The organism is Arthrobacter sp. SLBN-53 (assembly GCF_006715585.1).
Classification (GTDB): domain Bacteria; phylum Actinomycetota; class Actinomycetes; order Mycobacteriales; family Mycobacteriaceae; genus Mycobacterium; species Mycobacterium neoaurum_A.
In genome coordinates, this window is record NZ_VFNN01000001.1 from 3016289 (window position 1) to 3035176 (window position 18888).

Here is an 18888-nt window from a genome sequence, read left to right on the forward strand (position 1 = left end):
CATCTGTCGCGATGCGGGGCACGGTCGCGCTGTGGAAACTGACGACCACCAAGTCGGAGCTGTCCGATCCGGTGCGCACCGCCGCTGCGGCTGCGCGCAGGCAGCAGGCCGGGGCTGCGCCGTTCCCTCGGCGGCTGGTACGGCGCTTCGAGACCCGGTACGGCGCGTATGGGTCGTTGCCGGTCATCGAGGTCCGCCGTCGGGACCGTCCGGCCGGCGCCGTCATCGTCTACCTGCATGGCGGGGCGTATCTGAACCCGTTGATCGGCCATCAATGGAACCTGGTGTGCGCCTTGGCAGACGACAACGACGCGCGAGTGATCGTGGTCTTCTACCCGCTGTCTCCGAAAGGTTGCGCCGCCGTCGTGCTCACGGCGCTGACCGCCATGCATCGTCAGCTGGTCCGGCAGGAGGGGCAGCCGCCGATCTACGCAGGCGACTCCGCCGGCGGCGGGTTGACGTTGGCGCTGGCGTTGTGGTTGCGCGCAGACGACACACCACCGCCACGGCATCTCGCCCTGTTCGCGCCCTGGTTGGACATCACGCTGCGCAACCCCGAGATTCCCGCGGTGGAGACGCAGGACCCGACGCTGGCGCTACCCGGCCTGCGTTATGCCGGGGCGCGCTGGGCCCCCGAGACCGATGTCGATGATCCCGATGTCTGTCCCATCAACGGGAATCCCGAGGGGCTGCCGCCGATGACCGTCATCGTCGGCACACGGGACGTGTTCCGGCCGGACTGCCGCGCGCTCGTCACCAGGGCCGCCGCTGCCGGCGTCGACGCAGCGCTGTACGAGGCGCGGGGTGCATTCCACGTGTTCATCGCCGCGACCATGCTCCCCGAGTCCCGCCAGGCTCGCGCCGCGCTGACACGGCGACTGGCGTGGCCGACACGAGAGGCAGCAGCATGAGCGATCATCTGAACGCCGAGAACGTGGCCCGGACGGCGCGTCGGCTGGCGGCCGAGGGCATGCTCATCGGCACTGCCGGCAACGTCTCGGTCAGGGACGATGACCATGTCTTCGTCACAGCGACGGGTGTCACCCTGGCGGACTGCTCGGCCGACGATATCGTCAAGGTGACACTCGACGGCGAAATCCGTTCCGGCAGAATGGTACCGACGTCGGAGTTGTCGCTGCATCTCGGTGTGTATGCCCGGGTGCACGACGTACGTGCCGTCGTGCATACGCACGCACCGTTCGCCACGGCGCTGGCGTGCGTTGCCGGGCTGGACACCTTGCCGGTTCTTCACTACCAACAACTCTCGCTCGGCGGGGAGGTGCGCGTCGCGCCGTTCGCACCGTTCGGCTCACCACAGCTCGCAGAGTTCGTCGACGTGGCGCTGGCCGATCGTCGGGCGGCCCTGATGGCCAACCACGGTTCGGTCACCGTCGGCACCGATCTCGAGGACGCCTTCGACAAGGCCGTACTGCTGGAATGGCTTGCGGGGCTGTACCTACACGCACGATCGGTTGGCCCGGTGCGCCCGCTCACCCCGCAGCAGCAGCAAGACACCATCATCCAGGCCATAAACCTCCAGTACGGGCAGACCAGGGAGAATCACTCATGAGTGTGATGACAGTCGCCACCGTCGGCATCCATGTGCTCGACACCCATGTCGTCGGGGTTGAAGAGATCCCCCAGGGCTCCGACGGTGCGCTGGTGCCGAGCATCACCGTGTCACCCGCGGGTACGGCCGCGGGTGCAGCGGTCGTCTTCAGCCGGCTGGGCGCACAGGTGCGGACCGTCGGGGCCATCGGTGCCGACGCGATCGGCATGAACCTGCGTGCCCTACTGGACGCCGAACGGATCGACACCGGCGGTTTGGTGGTGAAGTCGGGTGTGCAGACGTCGGCCTCGGTGATCCCGGTCAGGCCCAACGGAGATCGGCCGGCCTGGCATTGTGTCGGTGCCAACGCGGTGTTCACCCCCGCCGATATCCCGCCCGCGGCGTGGGACGGGCTAACCCATCTACACCTGGGCGGACCCGAGTTTCTCGGTGGTCCGGCCGCCGGTGATCTTCTCGAGCGGGCACGTGCGCGCGGCATCGTCACCTCCATGGACTTTCTTGCCGCCGGTGACCCCGGCACGTTGGAGTGGGTATCGGAGGCTTTGCCGCACACCGACTATCTGTTACCCAACGACGAACAGGTCCGCGGTTTCACCGGCCGCGATGATCTCGTCGACGGAGCGCGGGCGCTCCTCGACAAGGGCGTCGGGTGTGTCGCGTTCACCCGTGGTGGGGCCGGTGCGGTGGCCGTCACCGCGGATGAGGTCAGCGCCGTTCCCGCCTATGCGGTCGACGTCGTGGACACGACGGGTTGCGGGGACTCGTTCAGTGCCGGATTTCTGACCGGCCGATTCCTCGGTGAGGATCTGGCGGGATCGTTGCGGCTCGGGTGTGCGGTTGCCGCGCACGTGGCAAGCGGCGTCGGGACGACGGCAGGCAACTACGACTTGGCGCGAGTGCGGCAGTTCGCTGCGTCCGCTGCCACCGTGGCCTGACTGTGCGTGCTCGCAGAGCCGCGCGTCGAGTAGATTCGGCGTCGTGGTGAGCCGGCCCCAGTCCCATTACCGGCGGGGGCACGCGCGGCGCGCGGTGCTGCTGCGGGCCGCGGTCGACGAGATCGCCGAATCGGGGCTGGAGGGAGTAACTCACCGGTCCATCGCCGCACGGGCCGAATTGCCGGTATCCACGACGAGTTACTTCTTCGGGTCACTCGATGAGCTGATCGGCGCCGCGGTGCAGCACATCGCCGAGGACGTCGTCTCGTCGATCGAGGGACTCACCGATGATCTCGCGTCGACCGATCTCGATCTCGCCGACTTCGCCGATCGACTGCTCGACATTCTGAGCAATGTCCGTGCTCGCCAGGTCGTGGTTCAGTTCGAGTCTTATCTGGCCACCAGTCGTCGTCCCGAACTGATCGAACCGGTCCGCGCGATCATGGTCGCGCTGGAAACGGCTGCGGCGGACGCGCTGGCCGCGATCGGAATCTCCGAGAGCCCGGCCGCCGCCCGCCAATTCGTGGCACTCGTCGACGGTTTCGCCTTGCACCGGGTGGCATGGCCCCGCGCGGGCGAGGACGAAGAGTTCCTGCGAGATGCGCTGTGGCGTCTGCTCAATTCCTACCTCGCCGAGGCGCGGTCGGATCTGACCGACTGACCCATCATGGGAGCGCGGTCGTGCGGTGCGACAACGATGTGCGCCACTTGTCGTCCTCAGTCGGTGAATGCCCTCGAGTAGCGGCATCCGTCTCGGTCGGCCCAGGCCGAGACACCGTTGACCAGCGGACCGAAGGTGATGCGTTCGGGCAGAGTCTCATCGAGCCCGATGCGAAACGTGGCGGGCCCAACCTGAACGAGTTCGATGTCCTCGGCGGGGGCCTCGACCCCGCCGGGGGCTATCAACACCAGCGCACCGCGACGTTGCACCACCCGGAAATTGGTGAACCACGGCGAGTATGAGCGATAGTGCCCACAGAATTCGCTCCCGGTCGTCGGGGCTCCGGCCGGCGAATCCCGGGGCTCGTCGATCGGATTCAGTTCCTCTGGTCCCCAGATCCAGCGGTTCGCGTCGAAGACCAGTGCGTAGCGCCGCAGTGCCGGCATCCGTGTCACGGCGCGTCGCCCCCACGTTCTGAGCAGAGGCGCCTGCTGACCGGCCGCGGATACACTGAGGCGAACGACGCCACTGCTCTGTTCGGTGGCTGCGACACGTACGGACTCGTCTGGTGAACTCGCTGTCGTCGAGACGAATTCGCCCGAAAAACCGAGCTTTTGCACTTCGTCGGCATCCCACGCACCCGGGTCCAGATGATCGATCGGCACAGCACCCGGCGCGCTCAACTCAGCTGCTACGCAGCGCGCGATCGCCTCGGCCACGGGGGTGTCGCCGTTGGCGTTGGTCACCACGCACACCGCTGTACCGCCATCGAGATCGACGAGCAGGAATGATGCATAGCCGACCATCCCGCCACCGTGGGTGAGCAGGGTGACGTTGTCCACCCGTTCGACATTGATGCCCAGTCCGTACCGGCTGGACTGGCCGGGAGTCACCCCCGGCAGGTCGAGGACGTCCTCCCCGGTGGGAGCGAGTGCGGACACCATCGCCTCGAAGGTGGATTCGTGCAGGACGCGGGTGCCGTCCAGCACGCCGCGGCCCAATAGCATCCGGGCGAGCCGGCCGAGATCCGAAGCCGTGCAGGCGAGGTTCCCGTCAGCCCCGGCCACCTCCATCCACGGTGCGGGGATCAGCGGATCACCGGGTACCCAGGGCAGATCGTCGTGCAGAGGCTGATATCCGCGGGCCAGCACCGGATAGTCCTCATGCCTCACGCAGGCAATCGTGTCCTGCATGCCGAGAGGATGCAGAATGCGTTGCGCGACGAGCTCGGGCAGCGGTGTCCCCGACACATGGGCGGCCACCAGCCCGAGCAGGATGTAGCCGAAGTTGGAGTAGTGGAAGACCTTTCCGACCGCCGCGAGTGAGGGAGGTCCGCTGTGCAGGGTGGCCTGACCGATCTCATCCGGCACGGCATCCACGCTGGCGACCAACCCGCCGGTGTGATTGAGCAAGTGCCTGATGGTGATGTCCGGAGCGCGCATCGCGGCCGGAAGCCAGTCCAGAATGTCCCCCAGCGGTGTATCCAGGGTGAGCATGTCCTGTTCGACGAGCTGCAGCACCGCCATCGAGGTGAGAACCTTGCTGATCGAGCCGATCTGGAATAGGTGTTGTGGCCCAACGGGTTCACCGCGCTCCAGATCGGCGAAACCGAACCGATGGAGGAAGGTCTCGCCCCGGAGGTCGACGGCCACCACGACTCCGCCCGGCACCGACCACTTCTCGGCGATGGCGTTGATGACGGCGCGAGCTGAGTCGGTCATCCGCCGGCCTGCACCGTGGCGTCGATAAGCTGTTCGCGACGAAGCAGGTCACCGAATGTCTCCCGGCGCACAGCCAGCCGAGCGGAACCTTGGTCGCAGAACACGACCGGTGGCCGCAGCGCGGTGTTGTAGTTGTTCGACATCGTGTAGCAGTAGGCGCCGGTCACCGGCACCGTCACCAGATCGCCGACCTTAGGTGCCACGACGCGCACCTGTTCGGCGATCCGGTCTCCGGACTCACAATGCCGCCCGACGATGTCCACCGTCTCCGCGGGACCGCTGCGATCGATGACTGATGGCTGGAAAGGCTGCCCGTACAGCGAGACCTCCAGGTTGTCGCCCATGCCGCCGTCGACTGCGGCGTGGGATCGCACGCCGCGCTTGACCGTCACCACGCGATAGGCGGTGATGCCGTTGCGGGCCACCATGGATCGGCCCGGTTCCACCAGAAGCTCCACGTCCGTACCGAGCTTGCGGTGCACCGCGGCGACCAGCGCACCGGCGTAGTCCTCGACCGAGGGTGCCTCGTCGGCGCTGACGTAGCGCACCCCGAGGCCACCACCGAAGTCGTAGACACCGAAGCGCTCGAACTCCGCCAGCGCCGTCACCGCCGCCTCGAACTGGGACAGGTCGAGAAGCTGCGACCCCACGTGCGCGTGCAGACCGCGCAGGTCCACCATCGGCTGCCGCCGGATCTCGGTGATGACATCCTCGACATGATCGGCCGGTATGCCGAACTTGGAACTGTCATGGCCCGTCATCATCGCCGTGTGTGTCTTGGCATCCAGCGAGGGACTGACTCGCAACAGCGTCGGGACGGGTGATTTTGCCAGCCGCGCAATCCGTTCCACATCATCGAGGTTGTCGATCACGATGTAGCGGACTCCGGCTTGCACCGCGGAACTGATGTCCTGGTCGGTCTTTGCGTTGCCGTGAAAGACCGCCCGGCCGGCCGCGGCACCCCCGGCCAGTGCCAGTCCCAATTCGCCGGCCGACGCCACGTCGGTACCGCAACCTTCCTGCGCGAGCACCCCGATCACGGACGCCGAGGGAAAGCTCTTCGATGCGAACAGGACCAGCGACCGCGGGTGGCGGCTGGTGAATGCACGGATGTATTCGCGCGCGGTGCGGCGAAGCGCGCCCTCGTCGATCAGATATGCAGGGGTGCCGTACTCGGCCACCAGCTGCGCTACCGGGCAACCACCGATCAGCAGCCGGTGATCCGAATCCAGTTCGGTGCCTTCCGGGTACAGCGAGAGGTCGATATCGGCGGGTGTCAGCGTGTCGGCCATCGGGTCACCTTCGAGTAGTGCGACGTGTTCACCGGGCGTTCCGCGCCTGTTGGGCACGGCATGCCGCGTCATGCCTTGCGAAGCGTTCGGCCCACAGGCCGGCCCGCTGCGGGTCCGGTTCGATGACTTCGCCGGTAGATCTGTCCGGTGCGATATCGGGCCAGTTCAGTACCGTCCGGCCCGCCAAAAGCGCCGCGCCCACGGCGGAATGGTCTGGCTCATGGATATCGGCGTGGACTGCGCGACCCGTCGCATCGGCGAGGTCCCGTCGGAACACGGGGGACAAGGCCCCGGAGCCGCTCATCATGATGGGGCCGGGTGATTCACCTGTCGCGGTGTCGACGAGGACTTCCAGGCAACGGCGAGACTCCAGCACGATGCCCGCCGTCAAACCGCGAGCGAGATCGGCCGCCGTGGTCCGCAATGTCACGCCCTCGATACCGCCGACCAGACCGGGGTCCCACAGGGCGCCCTGCTCGCCGGGCGAGAGGTACGGCAGTACCAGGGGCGCATCTGCCAGATCGGTGCCGGCCGCGAGGTCGGCCACCGCAGACGGGCCTCCGGCGATACCGAGCAGCCCGGCCAGCCACTCCAGTGCGGACCCGGTGGCCAGGAGATCCATCTCCCGCCCGTACCCACCGTCAGCCATCGGGGTGACCAGATAGCGTCCGTGTTCATCGACGTCCGCGGTGGCAGCACAACCCAAGATGACGTTGCTGGTACCCGCGATGTATGCCACTGTTCCCGGATCGCGGACCCCGAGTCCGTAGGCGCCCAGGACCGAGTCGGCGGCGCCTACGAGCACCGGGATTCCGGGCGGGCACCCCCACCGATCCGAAAGCTCGGAGCGCAGCGGCCGATGGTCGTGGGACTCGACGACCGCGGGTACCACGCGCGCGCCGGCTGTCGCCAGTATGGCGGTGTCCCATGCCCGGCGGTGCAGGTCATAGGCTCCGAAACCCGATGCGGTACTGGGATCGGTCAGCAGATGTCCGGTCAATACCTGGAACAGGTAGTCCTTGGCGCCGGCCACGGTGGCGTCGGCGGCCAGCCCCAGCCGGCACCGTCGGGCATGCATCGCCAGCAGGTAGCGGCCGTCGAACTGTTGCCCGGTGCGCCGATAGAGTTGTCCGGGCCCGACGGCCGAGGCAATGCTCTCGCCGTCGGCCTCGGCCCGCCCGTCCCTCCAGGTGATCGCGGGCCCGATCGGCCGTCCACCGACATCCAGGCTGACCAACGTGGGCAGCATCGCCGAAAGACCGAGTACTCCCCATTTCGCAGGGTCGGTCTGTTGGGCCAGTTCGTCCAGCGCCGCATGGCATGCCGCCGTCCAGTCCGATGGATCCTGCTCGGCGGCATACGGTTCCGGCTGTCCGGTCGGGTAGCCGACTCGGGCGCGTGCGACGCACCGGCCGTCGGCGTCGACCGCGACGGCCTTCAGGCTGCTGGTTCCGAGGTCGACGCCGATGGCCAGTACACCGTTACCGGTCAACGGCGTCGCTCTTCTCACCGGAGCCCTCCTTGCCAGACTCTCATGACCGGTCCGCAGATCGGTCAGAACTCACGAGCCACCACGCTCAGCGCGGCATCGGCGGCATTGAGCGTCTCATCGATATCGGCGTCGGTGTGGACGAGCGAGACGAAGAGGTTCTCGAATTGCAGCGGGTGAAACAGTACGCCGCGCACCACCATTTCCTGATACCAACGGGTGAAGACATCCTCGTGGGCGTGGGCGGCCGCATCGCGCCAGTTCTTGATCGGCCGGTCGGTGAACCACAACTGGAATACCGTACCGATGCCCTCTACATAGGCGTCGATACCCTTGTCTTGTGCCAGGGTCTTCAGGCCCTGGCCGAGCCGATCACCCAGCGCGCGCTGGCGTTCATAGAGCCCTGGCGTTCCCAGAATATCCATGGTCGCCGAAACCGCAGCGCACGCTACGACATTGGCGTTGTATGTTCCCGAATGCGAATAGGTGCCATCGGCGATCAGGCGCATCGCCTCGGTGGTCCCGCCGACCGCCGCCACCGGGAAGCCGCCGCCGATGCCCTTGGCATAGGTCGTCAGATCGGGCCGGATGCCGAACCACTCCTGGGCACCGCCTCGAGCAAACCGGAAACCCGTGATGACCTCGTCGAAGATGAGCATGGCACCGTACTTGGTGGTCTGTTCACGCAACAGTTCGAGGTAGCCCGGCTCGGGAAGGATGCAGCCCGTGTTGAAAACGGCGGGCTCGGTGAGCACGGCGGCCACTTCCTCGCCGCGTTCCTCCATCAAGCGGATGAAGCTCTCGGGATCATTCCAGGTGAGCACCACCAGCGTGCTTTCCAGTTCGGCGGGAACGCCGCCGCCCATGGCGACCGGGCGGGGCCGATCAGCGGGTCCGGCGAGGGTCGGGTCGACGTGGTTGGACCAGTACACGGTGTCCTGCCAGCCGTGGTAGTGACCTTCGAAGCGCACGATCAGCCGTCGTCCGGTGGTCGCCCGAGCAAGTCGGACGGCCGTACCCACGGCTTCGGAGCCGGAATTGGTGAAGCGCACCTGCTCCACGCCGGGAACCGCCGCGACAACCTTCTCGGCCGCCTCGATCTCCAGTTCATAGGGCAGCCCGAAGCAGGTGCCGTACTCGGCGACGGCATCGGTGACGGCCTTGGTCACCCCGGGATGGCGGTGCCCCAGGATCATCGGTCCCAGCCCGAGCAGGTAATCGATGTACTCGTTGCCGTCGACGTCCCTCAGCCGTGAACCCTGCCCTTCGGATATGAAGAGCGGGTAGGGCTTCCAGCCGTTACGGGGGAGCCGGGCGGTACTGCCGGCGCCACCGGGGATGGTCTTGCGGGCGCGGTCATAGAGGTTCTTGGTGATCGCGGTCCGCTCGGCGTACGCGGTGTCAAACGTCGTCATGGACATGCTCTTCCTGTGAACGGACTGGCCAACCCAGTCATACTTCTTATACTAAGTATGTTGTCAAGCGAGTGTAGTCGTCGGTGCCAACAGCTCGATGAGCGCGCGCACCGGAGTGCCGGTCGGCCCTGCCGGCCAGGGGTGGGCGGGATCGACCAACCACGCCGCGGAGCCGTTGTCGATGTGAACCCAGGGCACCGAGCCGACGAAGGAGCGCAGATAGGTGGCTGCCAGTTGACCCGAATCAGGAACCGAGACAGGAGCATTGGCAATATCGGCGACTCTGGACGGTAGCTGGGCGGCATAGGTGTGATGCAGCGGTAGGGCCCAGCCGCGGTCGAATGCACGCCTGCCCGCCTCGATCACCTCGGTCGTCAGATCAGCCGAGGATCCCCAGCATCCCCAGAACGCCGTCCCCACGCCACCGGAGTCCGTCAGCGTTCCGACATCGACGATCCGTGCCGGATTCTGAGCGGCGAGCCATTCCAGCGCATCGGCAAGCACCAGGCGCCCTTCGCAGTCGGTGTCGACCACCTCGGTGGTCCGCCCACGTGGGTGGGTGAGCACATCACCGGGGCGCAGCGCCCGACTACCGGGCATGTTCTCCGCCACGGGTAACACCGCGGTGATGGGGCCTGCGGCTCCGAGCGCCGCGGCCGCGATCACCGCGGCCGCAACCGAAGCGGCCCCGGCCATATCGGATTTCATCCAGCTGAGCTCGTGCGCATCACGCTTGAGGTTGACACCGCCCGAATCGAACGTGATCCCCTTGCCGGCCAGCGCCGTCAGCGGACCATCCCCGGGGACCTGCAGGGCCAGAACCAGCGACGGTTCGGCACTACCCGCTCCGACGCCGAGGGTTCCTCCGAAACCGTGTTGGGCGAGCACGTCCTCGTCCCAGGTATCCACAAGGACCGTGCCGGGGGCAATTTCGGTGGCGAAGTTCGCGACGGCCCGCGCAAAATCGAGTGGGCGCAGGGCATTCGGCGGGGTTTCGACCAGTTGACGCACCCAGGACGTCGCACGTGCCACGGTGCTCGCGCGGACAAGCACCTCGTCGGCAGTGTGCGGGTCGTCGCAGGCCACCGTGATCGACAGCGCGGGGGCACCCGGCCCGCCGTCGCGCTGATACCGCCACGACCCGATCGCATGCCCCTGCGCGACGGCGCCAAGGGCCTCGGGCATCCCCGGTGATTCCAGCGCCAGCAGCGAGACGATGTTGCCTCGCGCTCCCGCGCCGAGCGCGGCATCGAAGAGCTCCGCGGTACCGATCTCACCGGCGCCGAGGCCGACCAGTGTCACCCGCACCGCCGCACCGGATACCGGGAGCGACACCGTCATCTGTGAACCCGCGTGCGCGTCGAAATCCTGATCGGCGGAGGCCACGTCGGCGCAGTCGAATCCGGTGATGTCACTCAGCAACTGCATACCGCGACCGCGGCGGCTCGCGGGGATCCCGACCACCACCTCGGTGTGCTGCCGTGCCGTCAGCGCGTCGACGAGATCGCGGGAGTAGACGCGCCTCAGTGCGGCATCGCTCATTCCGCGCGCTTCACCTGGAGCAGTGTCTGGGTCGACAGGTTGTTGACCGAACCCACCAGCGGGGACATCTGGAATCCCGTCCACTTCGGTGAGTGTGCCTCGATCACGTTCTGGTACAGCAACACGATGTACGGCCGGTCATCGAAGGCGATCTGCTGCATCTGATCGATGATGTCCTGACGTTCGGCCCGATCGCGGGCGATGCCCTGCGCCTCGTAGAGCTTGTCGTAGGCCGGGTTGCAGTATCCGCTGTCGTTGTTGTTTCCCCATTGCTCACAGGTCAGCACGCTGAGCTGGAAGTCCGGATCAACCGGGGGAATCCATGTCCACATGGCGAGGTCGAACTCGTCGTATCCGTTGTCAGGACCCAGGATTGCGGTGGTCGCGGCATCGGTGTCCATCTTGCGCATCTCCAGATTGACGCCTGATTCACGAAAGCCGTTCTGGATGATCTGGAACATCCGGTCGCCGGCACCATTGATGTCAGTGGGGAAGATGACCTCGTAAGACATCCGGCTACCGTCGGCGATCCGGATACCGTCCGGTCCCTTGGCATAGCCGAGGCCGTCGAGAATGGCGTTCGCCTGTGCCACGTCGAACGGTAGACCCTTGATCGCGTCGTCATGCCACCCCGTCGCAGGAGCGACGATTGTCGATCCTGTGGTCGCTATTCCCAGCCACGCGGTGCCGATCATCTCCTCCCGGTTCATGGCGAGTTCGAAGGCCTTACGGACATCCGGGTTCAGGAGTTCGGGATGGTTCTTCTTCTTCGGATTGGTGTTGATGATGAAGTTGTAGAAGCCCGAGCCCGGTGCCGTGCCGACCTCCATCCCGGCCTCCTTGATGGACGGGACTGCGGTGGCAGGGGTGCTGGCGCCGATCATGTCGACCTGATCGGTCCGCAACGCCGTGACCATGGCATCGGAGTTGGCGAAGAACTGCAGACCGAAGCCGGAGATATGCGGCTTTGTTTCGCCCCACCACTTCGGGTTTTGCGAGAACATCGCGACCTGGTCCTTCTTGTATTCATCCAGGACGAACGGCCCGCCGGACACCGCGGGCGCTTCATTCTGAAACGTCGTGATGGCCTTGCCGTCCCCGGTCGCGTATTGCGACCAGACGTGCTCGGGAAGAACGGGCAGCTGCTGCATCTGTGCCAACACATTGGACACCGGCTGCGAATAGGTGAGCGTCAGGGTGTCTCCCTCGGCCGATGCCGATGTCAGACTGCGGATGAAGCCGGCCAGCTTGCCCGTCGGCCCGTCCTCGAACTGGCGAATCATGTTGAGTGTGAACGCCGCATCCTTGGCCGTCAGCGGTTCTCCGTCCGACCACTGGGCGTCCTTGACGATCTCGAAGGTCCAGACCAGGCCGTCCGGTGAGGTCTTCCAGCTGGTCGCGAAGGACGGCTTCAACGACATGTCCGCCGTGTCGTACTCGGTGAGGTGTGGATAGACGTACTGGTAGACGACATTGCTGTAATCCGATGTCGAGACGAACGGGTTGAGCGAGTCGATCGCCACACTGACCCCGATCCGCAGGACGCTGCGTGACGTGGCGGAACTGCAGCCGGCAATCATCGAAACGGCCACCAGCACGCCGCTGATGAGTGCCAGGATTCGCAGAGCGGGTTTCATGGAGAACCTTCCCTAGAGCATCGAGGTGGCGACATTCACGTGCTGGCGATCTGGGCGGAACTTCAATCGAAATTGCAACGTGGTATTACATTCCCGTCACTTTGTGTGCTTAGTATGAGGACCATCACCTAGGCCGTCAAGACGAAAGGGGCCCGAGTGCGCGGGTACCTCTGGAAGCGAACCCTGTTCGCCGCTGTGACGATCTTCGTCGCGCTCACGGTCAACTTCGTCCTCTTCCGGGTGCTCCCGGGGGATGCGGTCAGCCAGATATCGCGGATACCCAACGCCTCGCCGGCCATGAAGGAGGCGCTGCGCGCCGAGTTCGGACTCGACAAGCCCGTGTTCGAGCAGTATCTCCGCTATCTGCAACAGCTGTGCCAAGGCAACCTCGGCGTCTCGTACACCAACCGCCAGCCGGTCCTGGACAATCTGATCGAGGCGTTCGGCAATACCGTGCCGATGGTCGCCACCGGCACGCTGATCGCCATAGTCCTCGGGATCGCGGTGGGCATGTTCGCTGCGCTGCACCGGGGATCGGTCGGTGACCACGCAGCCACCGGCATCGCTGTGCTCTTCTATGCGTTACCCACACAGTTCCTCGGCATGATGCTGCTGATCATGTTCGCCGGCACGTTGCCGTCGGTCGGGATGTCCGATCCCTTCGCAGTGGGACTGTCGCCGGGGGAGCAACTGCTCGACCTCGCTCGGCACATGATCCTGCCGGTCGCGACGCTGGTGCTCACCCTGTACGCCGAGAGCGCCTTGATCGTGCGGTCTGCGATGCTGGAAACCCTTGGTGAGAACTACATCCTGACTGCACGGGCCAAGGGCCTGACCCGCCGGCGCATCGTGTGGTCCTATGCACTGCGTAACGCCGCTCTGCCGACGATCACCCAAATTGCCCTCTCGTTGGGCACCATTGTGGGCGGATCGATCCTCGTCGAGGTGATCTTCTCCTGGCCGGGAGTCGGCCGCGCGCTCTATGACGCAGTCCTGCAACGTGATTACCCGATGTTGCAAGGCGGGTTTCTGGCCATCACCGTCACCGTCGTGGTGTTGAACTATCTCGCCGACATCCTGTACTTCAGGCTCGACCCGAGGATTTCACAGTGAACCACGAGGATCATCCCGCCGACATCAGTGATCCGACCGCAGGGGAGCCGATACACAGGCGTGGGGCCTGGGGGGCGCTGCGCACCGCCATGGCCACCGCGCCGGCCATCATCGGGCTGAGCATCATCGGTCTGTTCCTCGTGGTCTCGGCACTGTCGCATTACCTGAAGCCCTACAGCACATCTGTGCCCAGTTGCGCGGTGTTCGAGCCGCCCTCACCACAACACTGGCTGGGTTGCGACGACGGCGGTATCGACATGGTGAGCCTGGTGTTGCAGGGCGGGCAGATATCGATGTTCGTGGGATTCACCGCAGCGGTCATCGCGATCACCATCGGCGCGACCGTGGGTGTGCTGTCCGGATACTTCGGCGGCTGGGTCGATTCGATACTGATGCGGGTGACCGACTACTTCATGGTCATACCGCAGATCGTGTTGATGATCGTGGTGGCGGCGGTGTGGGGCCCAAAGCTGAGCCACGTCATCGTGGTCATCGGCTTCCTGATGTGGACCAGCACCGCCCGCGTGGTGCGAGCCCAGGTGAAGACCCTGCGTGAACGTGTCTATGTTCAGCGGGCGGTGTCGATAGGCGCTGGACATCCGCGAATAATCGCCCACCACATACTTCCTCAGTTGGGACCCTTGCTCATCGCCAACGCGGTGCTGGCCATCACGCTGGCGATCTTCAACGAGACCGCCCTGGCCTTCCTCGGTCTGTCCGATCCGACGGCGGTCACCTGGGGAACGATCATGGAACACGCGTTCGTCCGCGGCGCCATCAGCACCGGGGCATGGTGGGCCATCGTTCCCCCCGGACTGTGTGTGGCAATCCTGATCATGGGGTGCTATCTGCTGGGCAATTCGATCGAGGACACCCTCAATCCCCGGCTGCGCTCATCTCATCTTTCCCGGAAATCGTGGACGATGCGCCCGCTGGTGGGCCGCGGAAAGGACGCACTGTGAGTGCGCAGAACGCCTTGGAGATCGTCGATCTCAATGTGTGGTTCGAACCGCGGGAGACCCGTGCGGCCGGTCCCGTCCACACCGTGAAGAACCTTTCGTTGAGCGTGGCGCCCGGGGAGCGGGTGGGCCTGGTCGGCGAGTCGGGTTGCGGCAAGACCACCACCATTCTGGCCGCCATGGGGTTGTTGCCGTCCACTGCCACCGTCGGTGGTGAAGTACGCGTCAACGGTACGAACATCATCGGTGCCGGTGAGGCCGGTATCAACGGCCACCGGTGGACCGATATCGCCATGGTCTTCCAGGGTGCGATGAGCGCTTTCAACCCCGTGAAGACCATCGGATGGCAGGTCCGGGAAGCCCTGAGATTTCATGACATCGCCCACGGGAAGAAGGCGGTGGCCCGGTGTCGCGAGCTGCTCGACCTCGTCGGTCTGCCGCCGGACAGTGATGAGCGCTTCCCGCACCAGCTTTCCGGCGGGATGAAGCAACGTGCCGTCATCGCGATGGCGCTCGCCTGCGACCCGAAGGTGCTGCTGGCCGACGAGCCCACCACTGCTCTGGATGTCGTCGTCCAGGATCAGGTGCTTCGGCTGCTCGTTCGGCTGTGCAGTGAGCTCGGCTTGGCGCTGGTACTGGTCACCCACGACCTGGGCGTGGTGGCCCAGGCCTGCACACGCGCAGCGGTGATGTACAGCGGTGAGATCGTGGAAGAGGGGACCGTCGATGATCTCTACCATCGCCCGGCACATCCCTACACACGCACCCTTTTCGAGGCGACTCCGAACCTCGACGACGTGGCCGCCGGAGCGGTGCCTGTCGGCTCGCAAACGCCGACACTCGTCGTGCAAGACCTGCACGTCACCTACAGTGAAGGCGCCAAAAAGCCGTCACGACAATGGCTTACCCGTGCCGTGCGGCGACAGACGCTATCGGCAACTGCGCCGGCGGATGCTGTCGACGGTGTCAGCCTCCAGGTTGCCGAGGGCGAACTCGTCGCCTTGGTCGGACAGTCGGGATGCGGTAAGACGACGACACTGCAGGCAGTCCTGGGCATGCAGCCTGTGCGGTCCGGGTCCATCCAGATCGACGGGGTGGAGGTCGCCGGCCTGAGCGCACGCGCGTGGCGACCGCTACGCCGCCATGTCCAGATGATCTATCAAGATCCCTACGAGGCGCTCGACGGTCGGTTGCGAATCGAGGACACGATGGCCGAACCGCTGTTGGTCCACGGTATCGGCGACAACCGGGAGCAACGTCGAACCCTGGTTGCCCAGGCGCTGCGTGACGTTGGTCTGGATCCCTCGCGACTGGCCCAACGTTATCCGCACGAACTGTCCGGCGGCCAGCGTCAACGCGTCGCGATCGCTGCCAGTCTCGTGCTGCGGCCCCGTTTGTTGCTGGCCGACGAACCGGTGTCGATGCTGGACGTGTCGGTGCGTACCGGCGTGCTGGAACTGCTCGACCGGCTGCGGCGTGAGCACCGGATGGGCATCCTGATGATCACCCACGACCTGTCGACGGCGACGGCTTACGCCGACCGGGTCATCGTCATGCGTGAGGGGCGCATCGTAGAAACGGGCACGCCCTGGCAGATCGTCAACGAGCCCGCCGATTCCTACACCCGAAAGCTGTTGGACAGTGTGCCCAGTCCGGACCCGACACGCCACCGCGCCTCCTGAGCCGCGGCGCCGGTCATTCCCCGGTGGTGGGCGCAGATCCGAAGGGGCGCACCGACCACGGCCCGGTACGTGCCGGCTCCACCAGGCGGCGTCCAGACGTTCCCGAGACATAGAACAGAAACTCGCGCGCCGGGTAGGTCTGTTGGAAGCTGTCGAAAGCGGTCCCCTCGGCATTGACGCTCACACCGCGGATCCGCACCACGTTGTCCTTCGCCGTCAGCTTCAAATGCTCGCGCTCCAGCGAGTTGGGATGGTCGACCTCGAAGACCTGTTCCACGAAGTCATCGGTGAATCCGTAACGTTCGGCGAGAAATCCGTACAGGGATCCGCCGGTGGCGAGTCGTTCCTCGTCCAGGGACGGCACCAGGCTCAGCGGCAGCACCGCCTTCTCCAACAGTTTGGGCACGTTGCCCAGCCGACGCAGCCTGCAGATCTCCCACACCGGCTGTCCGGCCTCGATCCGCAAGGCGGCGGCGTGGTTGTCACTGGGCTGCCCGACCATCAGGCTGACGAGCTCGGTGGCGAGTTCGACGCCGTCGTCGTGGCCCTTGAGGGTCTCCAACAAGGCGCCGGGACGCGAGGGTTCACTGACGATCCGCTGCGGGGCCACGAACGTTCCGACACCCTGATGCCGCACGATCTTTCCGCTGTGGGTGAGTTCGTCAAGCGCACGACGCACAGTGATCACGCTGACATCGGCCATCTCGGCGAGTTCGGCGGTGCTCGGCAGCTGATCACCCTCATGCAGATTCTGCTCCTCGATGAGCGATACAACGAGGTCGTACACCTGCTGATATCGCAGCGGGCGCGCGGTCTTGCCGGTGCCGTCGTCGTTCACAAACCCTCCCCGGTGAGCTGCCGGCCGGTCCTGCAGGGGCACCGATGCGTGCCCTACGTGGCCATCTAACTACCTACATTGTCATACAAGGAATGAGGTTTGATATGAGAGTCGTCATCTGCCCCGACCTGGCTGTGGTCGCCACCACCGCCGCCGATATCGTGACCGATTTGGCCGTCCGTAAACCACAAGGGACGCTGGGGCTTGCCACCGGTTCCAGCCCGCTGGGGCTCTACGCCGAATTGGCCGAGCGGGTCGCCGCAGGTCTGGACATGAGTGGGTTATCCGGTTTCGCTCTCGACGAGTACGTCGGGCTCGCCCCGGACGATCCGCGTAGTTACGCCTACGTGATCCGGACGCGGGTCACCGAGCCACTCCGACTGAAACCCGAAAATGTTTACGTACCAACGGGACTCGGTGATGACCTGGGCGCTGAATGCCTGGCCTACGAAGACGCCATCCGCGCGGCCGGCGGTATCGACATCCAGATACTCGGGATCGGGCGAAACGGGCATCTGGGTTTCAACGAGCCCACCTCGTCATTCGCCTCCCGCACGCGGGTGGCGTCGCTGGCCAGTTGGACCCGACAGGACAACGCGCGCTACTTCGGCTCACCGGATGACGTTCCGCGAGAATGCGTCACCCAGGGGTTGGGCACCATCATGGCTGCTCGGATGACCCTGTTGATCGCCACCGGCGCGGCGAAGGCCGGCGCTGTTGCCCGCGCGGTGGAGGGCCCGGTCTCGGCGCTGTGCCCGGCTTCCATCCTCCAGCATCACGAGAACGCCGTCGTTATCATCGACGAGCAGGCCGCCGGCGAACTCGCATTGGTGGACTACTACCGCGACACTCACCGCCGGAGCACCCGCGATACAGTCGCCGGCTGACTCGCCAGTTGTGTATCCCCAGATTCAGGTAGTGATTCGAGGCGGGGTGCGCGGCTCACATGACCACCTGCCGCACGTGCGCCCCTCGGATCGGCAAAAGGAACTTGCCCAGTACAGGAGCACGGTGAACAACAGGACAAATTTCGTCAGCGCGGCGCGTCGAGCGGACACCACTTGTGCCTCTGGATCCCAGCCCCGCAACACGTTCAGTAATGCCACGCCCTCGCGTGCGTCCGCGGCCACCGCGACCGCACATGCGGTCTGCGCCCACGAAAACACGGGCACCCCCGACCGTCGCTTACCGAATCGACGGTCAGCGTGCTCGGCGAGCAGCGCCGAAAACACTCCGTACGTGGCCATGTAACCGAAGTCGAGCCACAACGACGCGCGGGCAGCCGCAATACCCTTCGGGCCCCAGCTTTTCATGATCGACGCCGCACGGTGCTCGCTGCCCGCCAACTCGAATGCGATGATTCCCGGTCCACCCGTAGCGTGGAGTGTGCGCTCCAACCGAAGCATCACCACGGTCGCGGCAACGAACAGGCCGCCCGCACGTCGCGTCGCCGTTCGCAACTGAGCGTCAGTCGTCGAGTGCACCGATGCCGCCAATAACATGGTCGACCTTATGATCTCAGCTCGTCGGTGATCGACACCGGTTGCATGCCACCGGCTTTCACCTGATCGGTGGTACTCCGGCATTCGCCGAGCACCTGGACTCGTCCACCGCCCTGATGTTCGGTCAGGATCGCCATAATCTTGCCCTGGTGGACCACCCTGCCGTGCGGCATCGCCCCCGGCGGGGGCCCGGGGGTCCAGCCCTGGTCGACCATCGTCGCCTCGACCTGCGCCAGATAGGTATCCGGTGGCGTGCCGGCGGGAACGGCGAAGCGGAAACCGGCGATACCGCGGAACGGCGGCTCGTTCTGGTCGTTGCACGCGCCGAACTTGAAGGATCCGCTGACGCCCTGCAGACGCGCGGAACGCACGATCTGACGGGCGGGCTCGACCACCTGCGCGCGTATCTGGTCATCGCTCAGCGCGGGGCCGTCCAGCTCACCGGAGGCATCCGAAGGTGAACTCATGTCAGTACATCCTCCCAACAGCAATACAGACAAGGCAACGATGCCGGCGGCCGCGATCCGTCGAA

Annotated in this window: 17 protein-coding genes; 8 read left to right on the plus strand and 9 right to left on the minus strand. The window is 65.5% G+C overall.

The genetic code is table 11. The features are described from left to right. The first annotated feature begins 11 nt into the window (after positions 1-11). The 4 genes from FBY28_RS14470 to FBY28_RS14485 are packed head-to-tail and all read left to right on the plus strand — an operon-like array spanning position 12 to position 3166. Complete coding sequence (locus FBY28_RS14470; protein ID WP_160145489.1) at positions 12-911, plus strand: alpha/beta hydrolase fold domain-containing protein; 900 nt, start codon at positions 12-14, stop codon at positions 909-911. Continuing rightward, positions 908-1570, plus strand: coding sequence for a class II aldolase/adducin family protein (locus tag FBY28_RS14475; RefSeq protein ID WP_141867849.1), 663 nt, complete (start codon positions 908-910; stop codon positions 1568-1570). The genes FBY28_RS14470 and FBY28_RS14475 overlap by 4 nt, the downstream gene beginning before the upstream one ends. Further along, entirely contained in the window at positions 1567-2505 is a 939-nt protein-coding gene (locus FBY28_RS14480; RefSeq protein WP_216847694.1) for a carbohydrate kinase family protein, read from the plus strand. Before FBY28_RS14475 ends, FBY28_RS14480 begins: the two co-directional genes overlap by 4 nt. Positions 2506-2548: 43 nt before the next feature. Continuing rightward, positions 2549-3166: a TetR/AcrR family transcriptional regulator gene (locus FBY28_RS14485; protein WP_160145490.1), complete on the plus strand. Its 618-nt coding sequence runs from the start codon at positions 2549-2551 to the stop codon at positions 3164-3166. 56 nt (positions 3167-3222) lie between these two features. Here the strand turns inward: FBY28_RS14485 and FBY28_RS14490 are convergent, their stop codons facing one another. The 6 genes from FBY28_RS14490 to FBY28_RS14515 all read right to left on the minus strand — a co-directional run bounded on the left by FBY28_RS14490 (position 3223) and on the right by FBY28_RS14515 (position 12262). Continuing rightward, positions 3223-4887, minus strand: a complete 1665-nt coding sequence (locus tag FBY28_RS14490; RefSeq protein WP_141867853.1) for a serine hydrolase domain-containing protein — start codon at positions 4885-4887, stop codon at positions 3223-3225. Next, the gene (lysA, locus tag FBY28_RS14495) at positions 4884-6179 is read right to left on the minus strand and encodes a diaminopimelate decarboxylase (protein WP_216847695.1); all 1296 of its coding nucleotides are present in this window, start codon (positions 6177-6179) and stop codon (positions 4884-4886) included. The genes FBY28_RS14490 and lysA overlap by 4 nt, the downstream gene beginning before the upstream one ends. A 28-nt stretch (positions 6180-6207) precedes the next feature. After that, the gene (locus FBY28_RS14500; RefSeq protein ID WP_141867857.1) at positions 6208-7689 is read right to left on the minus strand and encodes a xylulokinase; all 1482 of its coding nucleotides are present in this window, start codon (positions 7687-7689) and stop codon (positions 6208-6210) included. 44 nt (positions 7690-7733) lie between these two features. After that, on the minus strand, positions 7734-9083 hold the full coding sequence (locus FBY28_RS14505) for an aspartate aminotransferase family protein (RefSeq protein ID WP_141867859.1): 1350 nt from the start codon (positions 9081-9083) through the stop codon (positions 7734-7736). A gap of 63 nt (positions 9084-9146) precedes the next feature. Next, entirely contained in the window at positions 9147-10625 is a 1479-nt protein-coding gene (locus FBY28_RS14510) for a leucyl aminopeptidase family protein (RefSeq protein ID WP_141867861.1), read from the minus strand. Continuing rightward, positions 10622-12262: an ABC transporter substrate-binding protein gene (locus tag FBY28_RS14515; protein WP_141867863.1), complete on the minus strand. Its 1641-nt coding sequence runs from the start codon at positions 12260-12262 to the stop codon at positions 10622-10624. The genes FBY28_RS14510 and FBY28_RS14515 overlap by 4 nt, the downstream gene beginning before the upstream one ends. Before the next feature lie 156 nt (positions 12263-12418). On the opposite strand from FBY28_RS14515, the gene FBY28_RS14520 reads away from it, so the two are divergent. The 3 genes from FBY28_RS14520 to FBY28_RS14530 are packed head-to-tail and all read left to right on the plus strand — an operon-like array spanning position 12419 to position 16016. Beyond that, complete coding sequence (locus FBY28_RS14520; RefSeq protein WP_141867865.1) at positions 12419-13375, plus strand: ABC transporter permease; 957 nt, start codon at positions 12419-12421, stop codon at positions 13373-13375. Then, a complete protein-coding gene (locus tag FBY28_RS14525) occupies positions 13372-14337 on the plus strand; it encodes an ABC transporter permease (protein ID WP_141867867.1) in 966 nt (321 codons plus the stop codon). Before FBY28_RS14520 ends, FBY28_RS14525 begins: the two co-directional genes overlap by 4 nt. Continuing rightward, complete coding sequence (locus FBY28_RS14530) at positions 14334-16016, plus strand: dipeptide ABC transporter ATP-binding protein (RefSeq protein ID WP_160145491.1); 1683 nt, start codon at positions 14334-14336, stop codon at positions 16014-16016. The genes FBY28_RS14525 and FBY28_RS14530 overlap by 4 nt, the downstream gene beginning before the upstream one ends. A 13-nt stretch (positions 16017-16029) precedes the next feature. On the opposite strand, the gene FBY28_RS14535 is transcribed toward FBY28_RS14530, so the two are convergent. Next, positions 16030-16854 carry a GntR family transcriptional regulator gene (locus FBY28_RS14535; protein ID WP_160145492.1) on the minus strand — a complete coding sequence of 275 codons (825 nt, stop codon included), beginning with the start codon at positions 16852-16854 and terminating at the stop codon, positions 16030-16032. 104 nt (positions 16855-16958) lie between these two features. Between FBY28_RS14535 and FBY28_RS14540 the strand changes: the two genes are divergently transcribed. Beyond that, positions 16959-17741, plus strand: coding sequence for a glucosamine-6-phosphate deaminase (locus FBY28_RS14540; RefSeq protein ID WP_141867872.1), 783 nt, complete (start codon positions 16959-16961; stop codon positions 17739-17741). Between the two features lie 24 nt (positions 17742-17765). On the opposite strand, the gene FBY28_RS14545 is transcribed toward FBY28_RS14540, so the two are convergent. Both FBY28_RS14545 and FBY28_RS14550 read right to left on the minus strand, forming a co-directional pair. Then, on the minus strand, positions 17766-18356 hold the full coding sequence (locus FBY28_RS14545) for a hypothetical protein (RefSeq protein WP_141867874.1): 591 nt from the start codon (positions 18354-18356) through the stop codon (positions 17766-17768). An 8-nt stretch (positions 18357-18364) separates the two neighbouring features. Beyond that, complete coding sequence (locus tag FBY28_RS14550; protein WP_216847696.1) at positions 18365-18823, minus strand: lipoprotein LppJ family protein; 459 nt, start codon at positions 18821-18823, stop codon at positions 18365-18367. Between the last annotated feature and the right edge of the window lie 65 nt (positions 18824-18888).